This window comes from Shinella sp. 838 (assembly GCF_029623935.1).
GTDB lineage: Bacteria > Pseudomonadota > Alphaproteobacteria > Rhizobiales > Rhizobiaceae > Shinella.
Genome location: NZ_JARSBQ010000010.1, coordinates 1 through 18092 on the forward strand (window position 1 = coordinate 1; position 18092 = coordinate 18092).

Below are 18092 nucleotides of genomic sequence, written 5' to 3' on the forward strand. Positions count from 1 at the left end.
TCGCCGACCTTGCCGGCCACGACATCGTCGGCCCCGATCGCACGGCCAGCGACCTGCAGCTCGGCACGGCAGCAGTGCCTGACATCAGCCCGGCCGGCTACGCGCTGCGTACGGACTGCCACCCGGCACGGATCGCCGCCGTTCGGGCGGGGCTCGGCATCACCATCATGCAGATCGCCGTCGGATCGAAGGACCCGGGCCTGCGCCGCCTCTTTCCCGATGTGGTGGCAGCGTCCATGGACATCTGGATCGTCGCCCATGAGGATCTGAGGTCCGTGGCGCGGGTCGCGGCGGTGTTCGACCATTTCGTCGCCGCCTTCCTCGATTTTACAAGCGAGCAGCGGGAGCCGAAAGCTGCGCCGGATTCGCCCGTTCCCGGATGACACGATCGGGAAGAGAACCGCTGGTGCTGCGACAAGGCCCTTCAGGGGGTTTGGCTACCCGACACGGCGAGGTAGACCGAATAGAGCGAGGCGGTCGCGGTGATGAAGAGCCGGTTGCGCTGCGGGCCGCCGAAGGTCAGGTTGGCGACGGTCTCGGGAACGCGGATCTTGCCGATGAGCTTTCCTGCCGGGTCGAAGCAATGCACGCCGTCGCCGGCGCTGGACCAGAGATTGCCTAGAATATCGGTGCGGATGCCGTCGGGAATGCCGGCATCAATGTGGCAGAAGACGCGGCTGTTCTGAAGGCGGCGGCCATCGATCACATCGAAGGCGCGGATATGGCGCGGCAGCGCGGGATCGTGGCTCGCGGCGGAATCGGCGATGTAGAGCGTGCGCTCGTCCGGCGAGAAGGCGAGGCCGTTGGGCTGGGCGAAATCGCTGACGACGGCCTCGATCGCGCCGGTTTCCGGGTCGAGGCGATAGACGTTGCGCGCCGCCTGCTCCGGCTCGGCCCGGTAGCCCTCGTAGTCCGAGAGGATGCCGTAGGTCGGGTCGGTGAACCAGACGGAGCCGTCCGACTTCACCACGACGTCGTTGGGGGAATTGAGGCGTTTTCCCTGATGGCTATCGGCAAGCACGGTGACCGAACCGTCGATCTCCGTGCGCGTGACGCGGCGCAGGCCGTGTTCGCAGGAGACGAGGCGGCCCTGCCGGTCACGGGTGTGGCCGTTGGCGAAATTGGACGGCTGTCGGTAGACGGAGACGCCGCCCTCCGGCGTCCAGCGCAGGATGCGCTGGTTGGGAATATCGCTCCACAGGAGCTGGTTGGCGTCGCTGAACCAGACCGGGCCTTCCGCCCAGCGGCAGCCGGTATGAAGCTCTTCCAGCCGCGCGCTGCTGACGATCAGGTGCAGGAAGCGCGGATCGTGGATTTCGAAAGGGGAATCGGAGGCCATGGCTGGGTTCCTGGATTACCGGGCGCCGGGTCGGCGGCCGCCCGCAAGCATGATGACGCTGATGATGATGAGACCGGTCATGATGAGGCGCACGCCGGCGCCGAGACCGTAAGTGTTGAGCATGGACACGACGAGGAACATGAAGAGCGAGGCACCCCAGACGCCCGGCACGTTGGAATCGCCGCCCGCCACCGCCGTGCCGCCGATGACCACGACGGCGATCGACATCAGGAGATATTCCGAGCCCATGTTGAGCGCCGCGCCGCCGGAAAAGCAGGCGAGCAGGTAGCCGGCAAGCGCGGCGAGCACCGCGCAGAAGACATAGGTGACGAAGCGCACGCCATCGACGGGAATGCCGGCCATGCGCGCCGCCGGCATGCTCTGGCCGATGGCGGAGGTCCAGCGGCCGTAAAGCGTCTTTTCGAGGAGCAGCCAGGCGACGAGCGAGAGGACGAGCGCGATGAGCGCCACATTGGGCACGCCGAGGGTGCTGGCCGTCGTGAACTCGGCAAGGAAGGGCGGCGGCTTGATGCGCAGGCCCCGGTTGGTCCAGATCGCCGTCGACTGCACGATGAAGCTCATCGAGAGCGTCGCGATGATCGGCGGAATGCGCAGCGTCTTGATGAGCGCATAGTTGCCGATGCCGACGGCGACACCGATGAGGATCGCGACGGCGAGGCCCGGCAGGATCATGCCGTTCTCGACATTCATCAGCTTCAGCGCCACCGTGCCGGCAAGCGTCATGGTGGCGGGCACGGAGAGGTCGATATTGCCCGGGCCGAGCGTGATGACGAACATCTGGCCGATGCCGACGATGATGGAGAAGGCGGCGAAAGTGAGCGCGGCCTGAGTGAGGCCGACCGCGCTTGCACCGCCCGTCACGGAGATCGTCGCGAGCCAGACGACGAAGGCGGCGATCCACGACCAGATCCAGCTTTTTTGCGCAAGTCGGTGAAAAAGGCTCATCGCCGCGTCTCCCTCACCTCGATGCGGTTAAGGACGAGGCGAAGCGCCAGCACGACGATGAGGATCGCGCCCTGTGCGCCGATCTGCCAGTCGGGCGAGATGCGCAGGAACGAGAGGAACGAGCCGGCCAGCGTCAGCGTCAGCGCGCCGACGACAGCCCCGATCGGCGAGACGCGACCGCCGATGAATTCACCGCCACCGAGGATGACGCCGGCAATCGAGAGCAACGTATAGCGCAGCGCAATGTTGGCGTCCGCCGAGGTGGTGAGCCCGACGAGCGCGATGCCGGCAAGCACGGCAAAAAGACCGGCAAGCCCATAGGCCGCCGCCCGGGCAGCAATCACCGACCAGCCGGCACGCTCGATGGAGCGCTGGTTGCCGCCGACGCCGCGCATGAGCACGCCGAGCGAGGAGCGCATGACGAGAAGATGGGCGATGACCGCGATGACGATGCTGGCGACGATCGCCATCGGTGCGACCGGCGGCTTCATCGTCATCAGCGCGCGCGCCCAATCCGGCGCCTGCCCGCCCGGCGCCGGCAGCAGCAGCACGGCAAGCCCCGCCCACACAAAACTCATGCCGAGCGTGACGACGATGGACGGCAGGTTGCGCAGGTGGATGACGACGCCGATCAGCGCGTAGACTGAGACAGCCCCAGCGAGGATGAGAACGCCGAGGAGCGGCGCATCGCGCAGGAAGGTGGCGGTCACGCAGGCGACGAAGCTGACGAAGGCGCCCATGGAGAGGTCGAGATCGTTGACCGCCATGATCAGCATCTGGGCGATGGTGGCAAGCGCGATCGGAACCGCGAGATTGAATAGAAGATTGAGGCCGACATAGCTCATCGCCCGCGGCTGGAGCCAGAAAACGGCGGCAAGCAGCACGGTCAGGGAGAGCGCCGGGATGAGGAGGCGCAGCGCGTCGTTCGACATCCTCATGCGGCCGCTCCCTCGAAGGAGGCGGCGAGGATGTTGGCTTCGCTGACAGCGTCGCCCGAGAGTTCGGCGACGATTTTGCCCTCACGGAAAACATAGACGCGGTCGCAGAGGCAGACCTCCTCCATCTCCGTCGAGTACCAGACGAAGGTGCGGCCATTTGCGGCCTCCTGGCGCACGATCTCGTAGACCTCCTGCTTGGTGCCGACATCGACGCCACGCATCGGATCGTCCATCAGCACGACCGGCGCGCGGGTGACAAGCGCCCGGGCGAACAGCACCTTCTGCTGGTTGCCGCCGGAAAGCGACAGGATGCGGTTGCCCATATCCGGCGTGCGAATCTCGATGCGCTTTTTCCAGTCCGCCCCGCGGGCCTCCTCCTCGCCGGTCCGCACCACGCCGCTCCTCGTCATGTCGCTGAGCGAGGCGATGGAAAAATTGCGCAAGATGCTCCAGAGTTCGAACACGCCGTTGAGGCGGCGGTCGCCGGCGACGAAGGTGACGGCAGGATCGCGCGCCGGCAGCCAGGCGCCGCTTCGCGCCGCATGCAGCGCCATCAGCATCTCGGTCTGGCCATGGCCGGCGAGGCCCGCAAGCCCGACGATCTCGCCGGTCCGCGCAACGAGCGGCAGGCCGCGCCCGCTCTGCTCCAGCACGACGGGCGCACCGGCAAGGTCGCGCGCGGCGCGGCGATGGGCCTCGCCCTTCACCACGCTGCCCATAGCCTCGACGAGGCTGCGTTCGGAGAAATCCGCTGCCGGCCGCTCCGCGACGATGCGGCCGTCCTTCATCACGACGATCCGGTCCGCGGTCGAAAGAATTTCGTTCAGGATGTGCGAGATGAAGATAACCGACCCGCCGCCCGCGACGAAGCGGCGGACATGGACGAGCATCTGTTCGGCAAGGCTGGCATCGAGCGAAGAGGTCGGCTCATCGAGGATGACGAGACGCGGCGCAACGCCCGCATCGGAAAAGGCCATGGCGATCTCGACCATCTGCCGCTCGGCGATGGAGAGTTCGCCGACCGTGCGGTCGCTCCGGATGCCGTGGCCGGGGAAGATCGTGGCAAGGCTCGCCTCGATGACCGCCCGCGCCCGCCGCCGCCAGCCGAAGCCACCGAGCGAACGGTGCACCAGCCGGACATTTTCGACGATGGTGAGGTTGGGGCAGAGCGACAGTTCCTGGAAGACGCAGCGCACGCCGCGGGCGCGCGCCGCGGTGATGCCGTAGCGCACGATCGCCCCGTCCTCGCCCGCAACGCCGCCATCGTGCGGCGTCAGGCCACCGTTGATGACGCTGACGATCGTCGACTTGCCGGCACCGTTGTGGCCGACGAGACCGACGCATTCGCCCGGCAGGATCGACAGCGTCACGCCGTCGAGCGCCTTGACCGCCCCGAAACTCACCCGGGCCTCGGTGACCGCGATCACCGGTTTCCGCATCTCACCCGTCATTGGCCATCGCTTCTGTGCTGGAAAAGACCGCGCGGCCAGGGCGACCGCGCGGCGCCGGGAGGCCTTACTTGGCGGCTTCGATGACCTTGATGGCGTCGGCCTGCGAATATTCCACATTCGCGACGCCGCCCGCCTGGGTGGTGGCGAGATTGGCTTCGAGATTGTCCTGGTCGATGCGCAGGAACGGCACGACGAGGTCCTTCTTGACCTCCTTGCCGTCAAGGATCTGCTGGGCGACCCAGAAGGCGAGCGTGGAAACGCCGGGTGCGATGGAGACGGACATGGTTTCGTAGCCGCCCGCGTCCTTTTGTTCCTTCCACCACTTCAGCTCGTCCTCGCGGTTGCCCATAACGATGACCGGCATCGGCCGCTTGGCCGCGGCGATCGCCTGCGCCGCGCCATAACCGTCACCACCCTGCGTAACGACGCCGACGATCTCGGGCAGGCTCGGCAGAATGCCCGCGACGGCCTTCTGCGCGACGTCCTGCGCCCAGTCGCCATGCACCGAGCCGACGACCTTGAACTGCGGGAACTGCTTTACGCCCTCATGGATGCCCGCCGAGATCTCGTCATCGACGAAGACGCCGACAAGACCGCGGATTTCGAGCAGATTACCGCCCTCGGGCAGCTTCTTCGAGAGATATTCGACCTGGCTGCGGCCCATTTCCTTGAAGTCGACGGCGATGCGCCAGGCGCAGGGCTCCGTCACGATGCCGTCGAAGGAGACGACGGTGATGCCGGCATCGCAGGCTTCCTTGACCGCGCCGTTCAGCGCCGTCGGCGAGGCGGCGTTGACCACGATGGCGTCATAGCCCTGCAAGATCATGTTCTGGATCTGCGCGGCCTGCTCGGTCGCCTGATTCTCGGCGGTGGTGAACGGATCGGCGGCGGCAACCGCGCCAGCCTTCACGGCCTCGCCCGTCACCTTGTCCCAGCTCGTCAGCATGGCCTGACGCCAGGAATTGCCGGCATAGTTGTTGGAAAGGGCGATCTTCTTGCCCGACGTGTCGGCGAAGGCGGAAACGGGCATGGCGACGCACGCGGCGACGGCCGATGCCAGAAGCATCTTACGAATTCCCATCTGTCTCTCTCCCTCAGGATCCGGTTGGCCGGATCGAAATCGTTGTCCGCTGAGCTTCCTCCTCTCAGCAAAGGCAGGATGCGGGAGAACGAGGGGGCTGTACAGGCGCGGTTCGGCAAGACATTTGCGGGATTTGCGCGAGAAGTTGCGGGTTTCCGCAAGACGCGGCTATGCTTGTCGGCGCTTACTGGAGGGCGGCGACGGCATGGGAGGCCGCCGCCGGGAGGATTTTCGCCCATGCTGCAACTCGCGCCCGCCACGCTTTTCGAGCACTATCTCGGCATTTCGCGGCTGCTCGCGGGCCAGCTCGATTTCCGCTCGGCCATCCGTTCCGTCGCCAACGAGGTCGCACATATCATCCCGCACGATCATCTCGACGTCTGCGTGCTGGTGGAGGACGGCAACTACCACACGGCCTACGAGACCGGGATCGACACCGCCTGGGGCGACCTCGAAGGCGCGCCCGTCGTCTACAGCCCCATCCGCTCCCTGCTCTGGAACGAGGTCGATTACCTTCTCAGCGACGACGCCACCGTCGATCCGCGCTTCCGCTTCGAGGGCGCCTTCCGCGCGCCGATCGACGAACAGTCGCTGCGCAGCCGCATCCATGTGCCGATGAAGGTGGAAGGCGCGATCATCGCCGCCCTCTCCTGTTCGTCGCGAACGGCCGGGCTTTATTCGCTCGACGACGTCGAGCACGCCCGCGTCATCGCCGACCTGCTGACGCCCTATTTCTTCGCGCTACGCGCCGCCGAACAGGCGCAGCGCTCCGCCATCGTCGAGGCGGAGGCCCGCGCGCGGGAAGAGGGCCTGCGCCTCGGCGCGCTGCGGCTGACGGAGGCGCTCGAACAGGAACGGCAACGCATCGGCATGGACCTGCACGATCAGACCCTCGCCGATCTCACCCGCCTCGCCCGCCGCGTCGAGCAGCTTTCGCTGAGCGGCGAAATCGGCCCCGACGCCCTGGAGCCGGTGTCGCGCTCGTTGCAGCATTGCATGCATGATCTCCGCCAGATCATCGAGCAGGCGAAACCCTCCGTCCTCCAGCTCTTCGGCCTTGCGCAGGCCGTCGAGAACCACCTCGACCGTTCAGTGCGCGACAGCGGCATGCCGATCCGCTGGGCGCTCGCCGACGAGACGGCCGGCGCACTCGACAGGCTGGAGCCGACCGTCAGCGTCGCCCTCTTCCGCATCGCGCAGGAGGCGATCAACAATGCCGTCCGGCACGCCAAGCCGGCGACACTCGCCGTACGCCTGCGCGTCGAGACCGAAAGTCTCGTGCTCGACGTGACGGACGATGGCAGCGGCGTCGTGCGCCCGCGCGGACGCATCGGCAGCGGCGTCGAGAACATGAAGACGCGTGCCCGGCTGATCTCGGCGACCTGCACGATCGGCACGGGGCGCAACAACGGCGGCACGACCGTAACGGTCCGGCTTCCCCTCGCCCCGGAACGCGGCGCGGGAGCCCCATGCGAAGGAGGAACGGGTGATGAAAGTCCTGATCGTGGAGGATGATCCGCTGCATCGTTCCTACCTGCACGAGGCGGTGTGCTCGGCGCTGCCGGAATGCGAGACCGTGATCGAGGCGGAGAACGGTCTTTCCGGCGAAAAGCTCGCGCGCGACCACAAGTCCGCGCATATCGTCATGGATCTCCAGATGACGACCCGCAACGGCATCGAGGCGGCGCGCACGATCTGGAAGGAGCGGCCGGAAACGCGCATCCTCTTCTGGTCGAATTACTCCGACGAAGCCTATGTGCGCGGCGTCTCGCGCATCGTGCCCGACGGCGCCGCCTATGGCTATGTGTTGAAGTCCGCGTCCGACGAGCGCTTGAAACTCGCATTACGCTCGATCTTCGTCGAAAGCCAGTGCGTGATCGACCGCGAAATCCGTGGCGTGCAGCAAAAGAGCCTCGGCCAGACGAACGGCTTCACCGATTCCGAATATGAAATCCTCATCGATATCGCCCTCGGCCTGACGGATAGGGCCATCGCCCGCCGCCGCAACCTCTCGCTCCGCAGCGTGCAGAACCGCCTGCAACAGCTCTACGACAAGCTCGACGTCTACCAGTCGACCGGCGAGGACAGCGAGGACGCCCGCTTCAACCTGCGCACCCGCGCCGTCACCACGGCGCTCCTGCGCAAGCTCCTGAACTACAGCGCACTGGAGAAGGCCGAGGCCGATCTCCAGGAGTGGCTGTCGAACCTCTAAAAATCCCGGCAAGAACGCCCAGCGATTTTGAGTTCGGATTTGCTTTGAGGCGGGGAATTACCCCCAATGCCGTCCCGCTGGACGCGTGACGTTCAGAACCAGTCGCGTGGCCGGGCGGCCGTCGCGCCGGCTGTTCGCAACACCCGCTCGATCGCGCCACCCATGGACAGGACGTCTTCGTCGGCATAGCGCCGGCCGATGAGCTGAAGGCCGACCGGCATGCCATCGTCCGCCAGCCCGGCCGGCAGCGACAGGGCCGGGCATTGCGGCAGGAGATTGAACGGACAGGTCATGTCGAGACCGCGGAAACGCCCGTCCGGCAGGTCCGCGATATAGTCGTTGTCGTCGGCATCTGCCGCGGGAGCCGTGACGGCACAGGTCGGGCAGAGCAGTCCGTCATACCGGGAAAGCACTGCGGCGAGATCCTGCCACATCCGCGTGCGCAGCAGTTCCACCCGCTTGTACGCCACAGCATTCAAGGTCTGGCCACGCTCGATAAGTTCCACGACGATCGGATCCATCCGCGCGCGATAGTCCTCCAGCGCCTCGCCGAAGAAGGCCGCCATGAACACGCACCAGAGATCGTACCATTGGTCGTTGACGACCCGCGTCCAGCCAAGCTCGACGGGCTCGACCACGGCCCCCTCCGCCCGCAGCGCATCGATCGCCGAGAGGATCACCGCCCGCACCCGCGCATCGACGCTGTAGTAGCCAAGGTCCAGCGAGAAGGCGAAGCGGCGACCTTCCAGCGGGCGGGCTTGCGCCTTTTCCGAAGAGAAGGAGAGAGGCAGCGAGAAGATATCCGCGTCGTCAGGCCCCGCCGCCGCGGCCATGAAGGCAACGGCATCACCGGTCGTGCGGGCAAGCGGGCCGAAATGCGAAATGCTGTCGAACATGCTGGGCAGGATGGTCATGGGAATGCGCCCGAGGCTCGGCTTGAGACCGACCGTACCCGTGAAGGCAGCCGGGATACGCACCGAGCCGCCCATGTCCGTGCCCTCGGCGAAGGGAACGACGCCGGCGGCGACGGCGACCGCCGAACCGCCGGAAGAGCCGCCGGAGGTGCGCGCCGGGTCCCAGGGATTGCGTGTGACGCCCCAGCGGGGGCTGGCGGTGAAGCTGGAATGGGCGAATTCCGGTGTCGTCGTCTTGCCGATGAGGATCGCGCCGGCCGCCTCCAGCCGCGCGATGCAGACGGCGCTTTCTCCGGGCACCCAGTCCCCGCGCGTCCAGGAGCCGAGCGTCGTGAGGTCGCCCCTGGTCGGCGTCAGGTCCTTAGCGGCAAAGGGCACGCCGAGAAGGGGCGGCAGCAACCCGCCCGCGGCCCTCTGCCGGTCCGCGGCGCGCGCGGCAGCGAATGCCGCCTCCTCGCGCAGCAGTGTGAAGGCGTTCAGCGCCGCATTGACGCTCCTTGCGCGCCGAAGGGATTCGACAACCACCGTCTCGGCCGAAAAATGCCCAGCACGGATGCCGGAGGCGATGTCCGTTGCCGGCAGGTCGAGCGGATGGCGGTGAGAAACTGTCTGCATGACGGCGGACTCCGTGCTAGGTCTTGGCTTCGATGAGCGGGGAAGGATCGTGGCAGCAGGGGCACAGGCCTATATCGACCAGTGGAACGCCAGCCTTGCCGCGGCTGTTGCGGTGCTCGGTGAGCCGGGTTTTCCCGCGGCGCTGGAACAGGCGCTCCGCCACCTCGTCGCCTTCGAGATGATGAACGGCTTTGCCTATGCGCCGGGCGGCAAGGCCTTCGACCTCGACAACGACCGCATCGTCGGCGACCGCACCACCATCGTCGATCATTATCTTGCCGGCGCCTACATTCTCGACCCGTTCTACGATGCGGTCCGCAACAGCCCGCACCAGGGCATCCTTATCATGCGGCGGCTTGCCCCCGACCGTTTTACGGAGACGGAATACTACCGCCGCCACTACCAGGCGACAGGCATTGTCGACGAGATCGGCTTCGTCCTGAAACTGCGCCATGCCGATGCGGTTCTGTCGCTGTCGCGCATCGGTACGGTGACGGCATTCTCCCGCCGCGACATCACCCGGCTGGAAAGCGCGGCACCCGTCGTGCGCGCGCTTGCCGAGCGGCATTGGCACGGTCGTTTCACGCCGCCGGATGAAGACGCGAAGGCGGCCGCGGCGATCAGCCACCCGCTCCTGTCGAAGCGGGAGCTGGAAATCGTAACCCTCATCCTCAAGGGACACTCCACCTACTCCATCGCCGCCACGCTCGGCCTCTCGCCGAACACCGTGAAGGTGCACCGGCGCCAGGCCTATGCCAAGCTCACCATTTCCAGCCAGGCAGAACTCTTCCATCTCTTCCTAAGCCGTAACTGACTATTCAACGAACTCCACCTCCGGCGGGGCAAGCTGGAAGAAACGGGTGAGATAGGCAAGATAGGCGATGCCGATGGCAAGCCAGAGCACGCCGAGCAGCTTGGCATGGCTGTCGAGGTTCCACAGCAGGAACAGGTCGCACAGCGCGCCCGCCGCAGGGACGGCCAGCCCGAGTACAGGGCCGAGCGCCCGCACGATGGCATTGCCCTTCAAGTAAAGCGCGATGACCGAGACATTGACTGCAGTGAAGGCAAGGAACGCGCCGAAATTGATGAACGATGTCGACGTCGTCACATCAAGCGTCAGCGCAAGCAGGCCAACGACGCCGACGAAGACGAGGTTGAGCACCGGCGTGCGCCACGTCTCATGCAGCTTGCCGAAGAGGCCGGCGGGCAGGACGCCGTCACGGCCCATGGCGAAGAGCAACCGGCCGACGCTTGCCTGCGCAGCAAGGCCGGAGGTGAACTGCGCCACGACGAGCGTTGCGAGGAAGACCGTGACGAAAAGGTCTCCGCCGATCATCAGTGCGATTTCCGATGCAGCGGAATCGACCGAAGCGAAGGTGCCGCCCGGATGGGCAAGCTGCGTAATGTAGGCCGAACCGGTGAAGAGCAGGCCGCCGATCACGGCGATGATCATTATCGCCTTCGGCATGGTGCGGGTAGGTTCGCGTGTTTCCTCCGTCAGCGTCGAGACGGCATCGAAACCGAGGAACGAATAGGCCGCGATGGCCGCACCGGCGACGGACGCACTGAAGGGCACACCGGCTTCGAAGAACGGGCGAACCGAGGCAAGCCCGCCCGCGCCGTTCAGCGCGGCGACATAACGGGCCGCAAGCGCCACGAAGGCCACCAGCACCGAAAGCTGCACCAGCATCAGCACGACGTTGACCCGGTTCGCAAAGGCGATGCCGATCACATTGATGGCCGTGGTCAGCACGATGAAGCCGACGATCCACATCCAGGCCGGCACAGCCGGGAAGGCGGCGGTGAGATAGGCCGCGCCGATCAGCCAGATCACCATCGGAAGGAAGAAGTAGTCGAGCAACACCGCCCAGCCGACGAGGAAGCCGACGCCGGAATTCAGCGACCTGCGGGCATAGGTATAGGCGGATCCGGCAACCGGGTAGACCCTCGCCATTACGCCGTAGCTCGCCGCGGTCAGAAAAATCGCGAGGGCCGCGATGAAATAGGCCATCGCCGTGGTTCCCTGGCTTGCCGATGCCAGGGCGCCGAACGTGCCGAACACGATCATCGGCGTCATATAGGCAAGGCCAAACAATACGACGGACCACAGGCCAAGCGTCCGGTCGAGTTTGATCGTCTGTGTCATGTTCCCCTCCTCCAGGTGATACGCGGAAGGGTCGGGGAAGAGCCGGCTAAAGCCAATAACCCCAGGGTGTTATGTGACGCCGCAAGGAATGCGGCACCCTATATCGCCTGACTTCCCGTCGGATCCGGCGGGCGATCGTGCCGATCGGCAGCCGCAGAGGCCGAGACTTTCCGCCGGCAGACCGTCGATACCGGCGGATAGGGTTCCTCTTCTACCGACTGATGGACCGGAGCGGCGTGCCGCTGCGCTGGGTCGTGCCGACGCCGGGAGCGACGCCCACCTCCGCATTGGAGGCCGCAAGCAGCGGCTTGCCGCGCACGATGTCCGAAGCGCGTTCGGCCAGCATGATCGTCGGCGCGTTGAGATTGGCATTCGGCTCGGTCGGGAAGACGGAACTGTCGATGACGCGCAGCCCCGTCAGGCCACGCACCTTGAGGTCGCTGTCGACGACCGCCATCGCATCCTCGCCCATGCGGCAGGACCCGCAGGGATGGTAGGTGCTTTCCATCGTCTCGCGCACGAAGGCGTCGATCTCGTCGTCGCTGCGCACGTCCTTGCCGGGTGCCATCTCCTCGCCACGGAACCGGTCGAAGGCCGGCTGGCCGACGATCTCGCGGGTGAGGCGCAGACAGCGGCGGAAGCCCTCGCGGTCCTCTTCTCGGTCGAGGTAGTTGAAGAGGATGTCGGGCTGCTCGTGCGCCTCCGGCGAGCGCAGGCGCACATAGCCGCGGCTCTTCGGCTTGTTCGGCCCGGTCAGCACCATGAAACCGTGGCCATCGAGCGGCTTCTTGCCGTCGTAGCGCATGGCGGCAGGCAGGAAATGGAACTGGATATCCGGCCATTGCAGCGATGCGTCGGAACGGATGAACCCGCCGCTCTCGAAATGGTTGGTGACCGAAAGACCCTTCTTGAACAAAAGCCACTCCGCGCCGATCAGGGCGCGGCTCAAAAGCCCTATCTTGCCGTTCAGCGTGATCGGCTCCTTGCAGGCATACTGGATGTAGACTTCCGAATGGTCCTGCAGATTCTCGCCGACGCCCGGCAGGTCATGCAGCACCTCGACACCCGCCTTCTGCAGCACGGCGGCCGGACCGATGCCGGAGCGCTGCAGAAGATGCGGCGAGCCGATCGGGCCGGAGGAGATCAGCACCTCGCGGGTGGCCTTCGCCACGAGGCGACGGCCGCCGAGTTCATATTCGACGCCGACGGCGCGCTTGCCTTCCATGAGCACGCGCCGTGTCATGGCATGGGTGACGACGGAAAGGTTCGGCCGACTCATCGCCGGCTTGAGATAGGCGTTCGCCGTCGACCAGCGCACGCCGTCCTTGACGGTCATGTGCATGGGGCCGAACCCCTCCTGCATGTGGCCGTTCGGGTCCTCCGTGGTGATGTAGCCCGCCTCCCGGCCGGCATCGACGAAGGCCCTGTAGAGCGGGTTCTTCATCCTGTTGCCGGCATTGGTGGCGAGAGGGCCGGAGGCGCCGCGATAGGCGTCGCCTCCATCCTGCCAGCTTTCGGCACGCTGGAAGTAGGGCAGGCAATTGGCATAGCGCCAGCCCCGTGCCCCCTGCTCCTCCCATTCGTCGAAATCGCGGGCATGACCGCGCATATAGACGAGCCCGTTGATCGAGGAGGAGCCGCCGATGACCTTGCCACGCGGGCAATGCACCCGGCGCCCGTCGAGGCCGGGTTCCGGCAGGGTCATGTATTTCCAGTTGTACTTGGTGCCGTTCATCGGAATGGACAGCGCCGTCGGCATCTGGATGAAGATCGACTTGTCGCTGCCGCCATATTCGAGGACCAGGACTTTTACGGCCGGATCTTCTGACAGGCGATTGGCGAGCACGCAGCCGGCCGATCCGGCGCCGATGATGATGTAGTCGTAGGTCTCGGTCATGGCTGATATCCAGAGGTTACGGGTAGAGGCCCCAGCCCCGCCCGCGGGCAAAGAGCCGGGTCAGGACATAGTGGACCGCGCCAGCCGCAAGGCAGGATGGCACGGAGGCGGTGAGGTACTTGAAGGCCGGCAGGCTCGCGAGCGTCTGCGGATTGAAGACCAGAACATAGACGCCGAAGCCGACAGCCAGGGCAAAGAGCCCGATCGGGTTGAAGCCGCCCCAGAAACGGTAGGGACCGTTTTCCTGCGGGCCGTGCAGGCTGCGCATGTCGAGCTTCTGGCGGCGCAGGAAGAAATAGTCGGCGATGCCGATGCCGGCGAGCGCGGAATTGAGCGCCGAGGTCCAGACGAGGAAGATGAAGAAGCCGTCGTACATTTGCGGATAGAAGACGACGAGGCCGAGCGGGATGAGGCAGAAGAGGAACAGGATCGTGCCCCAGGAAATGGCGCGGATGGACGCTGTTCCCACCTGCCGGAGGCCGACGATAGAGGTGTAGAGGATGTTCGCCATCGAGGTCATGTTGGCGAAGGCGACGAAGAGCAGCGCGATGATGCCGATGACGGGGCCGGCGATCTTGGTCATCCAGATGGTCGGGTCGGAATCTCCGAGGGCGACGGCGGCAAGCAGGCCGACGATCTCGCCGAGCGTGGCGGCGCCGAAGATGCCGATGACGTTCGGCCAGAAGGCGGTGCGTTCGTTCTTCGTCAGGCGCGCGAGGTTGCCGATATAGGGCCACCAGGAGAAGCCGGCCGCAAGGTTCACCTCGACGGCGATGATGAAGTTGAGCGTGTTGTCCTCGAAGGGCGGGGAAAGCGCCGGCATCGCCAGAAGCTCGGAGAAGGAGCGGTGCTGGAGGATCAGATAGAGCATCACGATCATCAGGATCACCAGCGCGGGCGAGACGACCATGTTGAAGAACTTGATCGATGTCGGCCCCCTGGCGACGATGAACCAGGTGACGAGGATCGCGCCGACAGCGGCGATGACCATCTTGATGCCGGTGGGATTGGCGGCTTCCCCGGCACTGAGCGCCGCAAGGCCGTCAATCGACCGGCCGAACATCATGGCAAGCACCGCAAGCCAGCCCATGGTGAGCACGACCACGGCCAGCACGTAGACGACGCGGCTGCCGTTGTAGCCGAACTGGCTGCGCAGCGCGACGAACTGCTCGATGCCGTAGCGGCCGGACAGCGGCGTGGTGGCGAGCGCCGTCAGCATCACGCCGACAATGTTGCCGATGACGATGGCGGCAATGCCCTCCTTCGGCCCGACGAAGAGGCCCACCGCGCCGCCGATCAGGAAGGCCCAGGTGGCGATGGCAAGCGCCGAATTGGCGTAGGTGAATTCCCAGAAGCCCCAGAGCCGCTCGGAAGGCAGCAGCGGCGCGTCGCCGCGTTCGGCGGCGGCGCGGTTGCGCTCGGCCTCAGCCTGTTCCGTTTCGATGGCGGCAAAGCCGCCGTGGGTGACATGATCAGTCATCTCACGCCCCCCAGATCCAGAAGCCCGCGACCAGGGCAAGCGTGAGCGCGCTCATGCAGGCATAGTCGATGACGGACATGGCGCCCTCGAAGCGGTGTTCCGCTTCAATGCCCTCATAGATGCGGGCACGGCGCGCCAGTTCGTTTTGCCAGGCAATATCGTTTTCCATTGTCGTTCCCCTTTCGCGTCGCGCCTTCGGCGTCTTTCCGCGATGCATACGGCTCCATCAGCCGCCGATCATGCGGACGCGCAAAGCGCCCGCGGTGAAGATACCGGCCGCCAATGGATGGCGGCCGGCGGATGTCATGGCAGGGTGATCCACACCGCCTTGGTCTCCATCAGATAGTCGAGCTGCTCGGGCCCGAGGTCCTTGCCAAAGCCGGAATCCTTGAAGCCGCCGAAGGGCATGGACGGATCGATCGTGCTGTGCGCGTTGACATAGACGGAACCGGCATGAAGGCGCGGAATGAGGCCGTGCACGCGCGCGAGGTCGTTCGAATAGATCGCGGCGGCGAGGCCGAAGGGCGTGTCGTTCGCCAGAAAAACCGCCTCGTCGAGCGTATCGAAGGGACTCGTCACCAGCACCGGCCCGAAGATCTCCTCACGCACGATGCGCATCTCCGGCTTGCAATGGGCGAAGATGGTGGGTTCGATGAAATGGCCCGGTCCGTCGAGGCTTGCGCCGCCATGCACCAGCTCCGCCCCTTCGCGGCGACCGGCCTCGATGTAGCCGGCAACGACTGCTTTCTGCTGCGCCGAGACCATGGGGCCGATGTAGCAGTCCCGGTCGAGGCCGGGCGCGATCTTGAGTGTGCGGGTGACCTTGACGAGTTCGTCGAGGAAGGCATCGTGCACCGCGCGCTGGACATAGACCCGGGTGCCGGCGTCGCAGACCTGGCCGGAATTGAAGAACACGCCGTTCGCCACCGCCAGCGCGGCGCTCGGCAGATCGGCATCGTCGAGAACGAGCACCGGCGACTTGCCACCAAGCTCCAGCGTGACATGCTTGAGACTGCCGACCGCGGCGCGGCCGACGTCCTTCCCGACAGGCGTCGAGCCGGTGAAGGTAACCTTGTCGATGCCCGGATGCGTGGACATGGCCGCGCCGATGACGCTGCCGCGGCCCGTGACGATGTTGACCACGCCATCGGGAATGCCGGCCTCCTGCACCAGTTCGGCAAAGCGCAGGGTGGAGAGCGAGGTCAGCTCGGCCGGCTTGACGATGACGGTGCAGCCGGCGGCAAGGGCGGCCGCAAGCTTCCAGGCCATGGTCTGCAGCGGAAAATTCCACGGCACGATGGCGGCGACCACACCCAGCGGCTCCTTGCGGGTATAGGCGAGGTAGTTGCCGGGAATGGACGGCTCGACGGTGCGTCCGTGCAGCTTGGAGGGCCAGCCGGCAAAATAGCGGAACGTGTCGACCGTGCCCTGGATGTCGATGTCCCGGGCGAAGCTCACGGACTTGCCCATGTCGACGGCTTCGATTTCCGCCAGCTCGTCGCCATGCGTTTCGATGAGGTCGGCAAGGCGGTGCAGCAGGCGCTCGCGCTCGAGCGGCTTGAGACGGCGCCACTCTCCGCCGTCAAACTGGCGGCGCGCGGCTGAAACAGCCTGGTCGAGATCCTCCGTCGTGCCGGACGGCGCGCTGGTGATCCGCCCGCCGGTGGACGGTTCGAAAACATCGAAGGTCGCACCGTTGCCGCTATCGACCCACGCCCCGTCGATGAACATCTTCTGGGGCTTGGCGAGAAAACGCCGCGTTGCATCGCTGACGCCGTAGTGATCGAGATAGTTTCGGACGCTTTCGTCCATGTGCTGTTCCTCCTCAGTCTGCCGCCCGGACATGCCGGTCTTGACCTGTTGTTCAGTCAGCGCCGCCGCACCCATGCGTGCGGGATGTGTCCGGTGAAGGTCATGGAAACCCGTGCCACCGGGGTGAATGCGTCACTGGCGGCAGCGATCCCGACGAGATCCACGCCGGCGAACGGCAGGGTCACGCATTCGGTCGCACAGGATTTGCTGGCCACGTCCCCTCCTCCAAAGGTGAAGGGAGTGTGCCAAAGAAAGATACGTTTAAAAGTATCTATGATTGCATGTTCACTTGTGCATTAATCAATGAATGATCAACAAGGTCCGGCACCGCATTCTCAATCTCTCGCTTGGCGATGCAGAACTCAGGCTGCTGCGCGTTTTCGCCTCCGTTGTGCAGCATGGCGGCTTTTCCGCCGCACAGTCGGCGCTCGGCATGACGCAGGCGACGATCTCCACCCATATGCGCCATCTGGAGGAGCGGCTCGCCCTTCGCCTGTGCAGCCGCGGCCGCGGCGGTTTCCAGCTGACCGACGAAGGACGGCTCGTCTACGAGGCGACGCTTGAGCTTTTCGGCTCGCTGGAAAAATTCCAGAGCCGCATCGGGGAGGCACAGGGGGAACTGACGGGCAGCCTCAGCTTCGGCACGGTCGACGCCATGATCACCAACCGCGGCCTCGACCTTCAGGGCGCCCTCGCCGCCTTTCACCGCGCGGCTCCGCGCGTGCACCTGGAAATCGACGTCGCCGCGCCGCAGGTGCTGCATCAGGGCCTGCTCAACGGTTCCTACCAGATCGTGCTGATGCCCTTCGTCGGCAGCGTCATGCCGCATTTTCGCAGCCAGCCAGTCTTCTCCGAGGTCCAGAAGCTCTATTGCGCCGAGGGTCATCCACTCTTCGCCTGCCCCGATGCGGAACTGACCGACGAGGTGCTGGCAGCGCAGTCCTTCGCCGGCCGCACCTATATGCCGAATGAGACGATCTGCGGCGTGAACTTTACCTGGTCCGCTGCGACGCCGCATATGGAGGGCACGCTGCTTCTTCTGCTATCGGGCGCCTATATCGGTTTCCTGCCCGACCACTATGCCGAGGAATGGGTTCGCACCAACCGCCTGCGCGTGCTTTCGCCCGAGCGCATGCGCTTCGAGGACATGTTCCACATCGCCTATCCGCGCAACAAACCCTCCCGCGCCGCCGAAACGCTGGCCGAAGCGATCACCGTGAGCGTGCGCAAGGCGCACTGAT

16 protein-coding genes and 1 pseudogene are annotated in these 18092 nt (G+C 65.6%); 5 read left to right on the plus strand and 12 right to left on the minus strand.

Going from position 1 to position 18092, the window contains the following annotated elements; genetic code table 11:
- Positions 1 to 383: pseudogene (locus tag P9A16_RS24410) on the plus strand (hypothetical protein); the annotation flags it as partial.
- Between the two features lie 41 nt (positions 384 to 424).
- On the opposite strand, the gene P9A16_RS24415 reads toward P9A16_RS24410, so the two are convergent.
- From P9A16_RS24415 to P9A16_RS24435, 5 genes are all read right to left on the minus strand, one after another.
- Complete coding sequence (locus tag P9A16_RS24415) at positions 425 to 1339, minus strand: SMP-30/gluconolactonase/LRE family protein (protein WP_023517080.1); 915 nt, start codon at positions 1337 to 1339, stop codon at positions 425 to 427.
- A 15-nt stretch (positions 1340 to 1354) separates the two neighbouring features.
- Positions 1355 to 2305 carry an ABC transporter permease gene (locus P9A16_RS24420; RefSeq protein WP_023517079.1) on the minus strand — a complete coding sequence of 317 codons (951 nt, stop codon included), beginning with the start codon at positions 2303 to 2305 and terminating at the stop codon, positions 1355 to 1357.
- Positions 2302 to 3243, minus strand: coding sequence for an ABC transporter permease (locus tag P9A16_RS24425; RefSeq protein WP_278026001.1), 942 nt, complete (start codon positions 3241 to 3243; stop codon positions 2302 to 2304). The genes P9A16_RS24420 and P9A16_RS24425 overlap by 4 nt, the downstream gene beginning before the upstream one ends.
- Positions 3240 to 4694 (minus strand): sugar ABC transporter ATP-binding protein, encoded by a 1455-nt coding sequence (locus tag P9A16_RS24430; protein ID WP_024270477.1) that lies wholly within the window; start codon positions 4692 to 4694, stop codon positions 3240 to 3242. Before P9A16_RS24430 ends, P9A16_RS24425 begins: the two co-directional genes overlap by 4 nt.
- Before the next feature lie 64 nt (positions 4695 to 4758).
- Positions 4759 to 5775: an ABC transporter substrate-binding protein gene (locus tag P9A16_RS24435; RefSeq protein ID WP_023517276.1), complete on the minus strand. Its 1017-nt coding sequence runs from the start codon at positions 5773 to 5775 to the stop codon at positions 4759 to 4761.
- A 237-nt stretch (positions 5776 to 6012) separates the two neighbouring features.
- Between P9A16_RS24435 and P9A16_RS24440 the strand changes: the two genes are divergently transcribed.
- Both P9A16_RS24440 and P9A16_RS24445 read left to right on the plus strand, forming a co-directional pair.
- A complete protein-coding gene (locus P9A16_RS24440) occupies positions 6013 to 7290 on the plus strand; it encodes a GAF domain-containing sensor histidine kinase (RefSeq protein ID WP_024270478.1) in 1278 nt (425 codons plus the stop codon).
- A complete protein-coding gene (locus tag P9A16_RS24445; protein ID WP_023516573.1) occupies positions 7265 to 7987 on the plus strand; it encodes a response regulator transcription factor in 723 nt (240 codons plus the stop codon). The genes P9A16_RS24440 and P9A16_RS24445 overlap by 26 nt, the downstream gene beginning before the upstream one ends.
- Positions 7988 to 8079: 92 nt before the next feature.
- On the opposite strand, the gene P9A16_RS24450 is transcribed toward P9A16_RS24445, so the two are convergent.
- Positions 8080 to 9516, minus strand: a complete 1437-nt coding sequence (locus tag P9A16_RS24450) for an amidase (protein WP_023516572.1) — start codon at positions 9514 to 9516, stop codon at positions 8080 to 8082.
- Here P9A16_RS24450 and P9A16_RS24455 point away from each other — a divergent pair.
- Positions 9515 to 10330 (plus strand): helix-turn-helix transcriptional regulator, encoded by an 816-nt coding sequence (locus P9A16_RS24455; RefSeq protein WP_051758635.1) that lies wholly within the window; start codon positions 9515 to 9517, stop codon positions 10328 to 10330. The two genes, P9A16_RS24450 and P9A16_RS24455, sit on opposite strands and share 2 nt — an antisense overlap.
- On the opposite strand, the gene P9A16_RS24460 is transcribed toward P9A16_RS24455, so the two are convergent.
- The 6 genes from P9A16_RS24460 to P9A16_RS24485 form a co-directional block, all read right to left on the minus strand.
- The gene (locus P9A16_RS24460) at positions 10331 to 11662 is read right to left on the minus strand and encodes an APC family permease (RefSeq protein ID WP_023516570.1); all 1332 of its coding nucleotides are present in this window, start codon (positions 11660 to 11662) and stop codon (positions 10331 to 10333) included.
- 211 nt (positions 11663 to 11873) lie between these two features.
- Entirely contained in the window at positions 11874 to 13559 is a 1686-nt protein-coding gene (gene betA, locus P9A16_RS24465; protein WP_278026002.1) for a choline dehydrogenase, read from the minus strand.
- 16 nt (positions 13560 to 13575) lie between these two features.
- On the minus strand, positions 13576 to 15039 hold the full coding sequence (locus tag P9A16_RS24470) for a purine-cytosine permease family protein (protein WP_023516568.1): 1464 nt from the start codon (positions 15037 to 15039) through the stop codon (positions 13576 to 13578).
- A gap of 1 nt (position 15040) precedes the next feature.
- Positions 15041 to 15208 (minus strand): hypothetical protein, encoded by a 168-nt coding sequence (locus P9A16_RS24475; protein ID WP_023516567.1) that lies wholly within the window; start codon positions 15206 to 15208, stop codon positions 15041 to 15043.
- 134 nt (positions 15209 to 15342) lie between these two features.
- A complete protein-coding gene (locus tag P9A16_RS24480; protein ID WP_023516566.1) occupies positions 15343 to 16851 on the minus strand; it encodes an aldehyde dehydrogenase family protein in 1509 nt (502 codons plus the stop codon).
- A gap of 56 nt (positions 16852 to 16907) precedes the next feature.
- Positions 16908 to 17066, minus strand: a complete 159-nt coding sequence (locus P9A16_RS24485; protein WP_023516565.1) for a hypothetical protein — start codon at positions 17064 to 17066, stop codon at positions 16908 to 16910.
- 92 nt (positions 17067 to 17158) lie between these two features.
- Here P9A16_RS24485 and P9A16_RS24490 point away from each other — a divergent pair, with 92 nt between their 5' ends.
- Complete coding sequence (locus P9A16_RS24490) at positions 17159 to 18091, plus strand: LysR family transcriptional regulator (RefSeq protein ID WP_023516564.1); 933 nt, start codon at positions 17159 to 17161, stop codon at positions 18089 to 18091.
- The last annotated feature ends 1 nt before the right edge of the window (position 18092 follow it).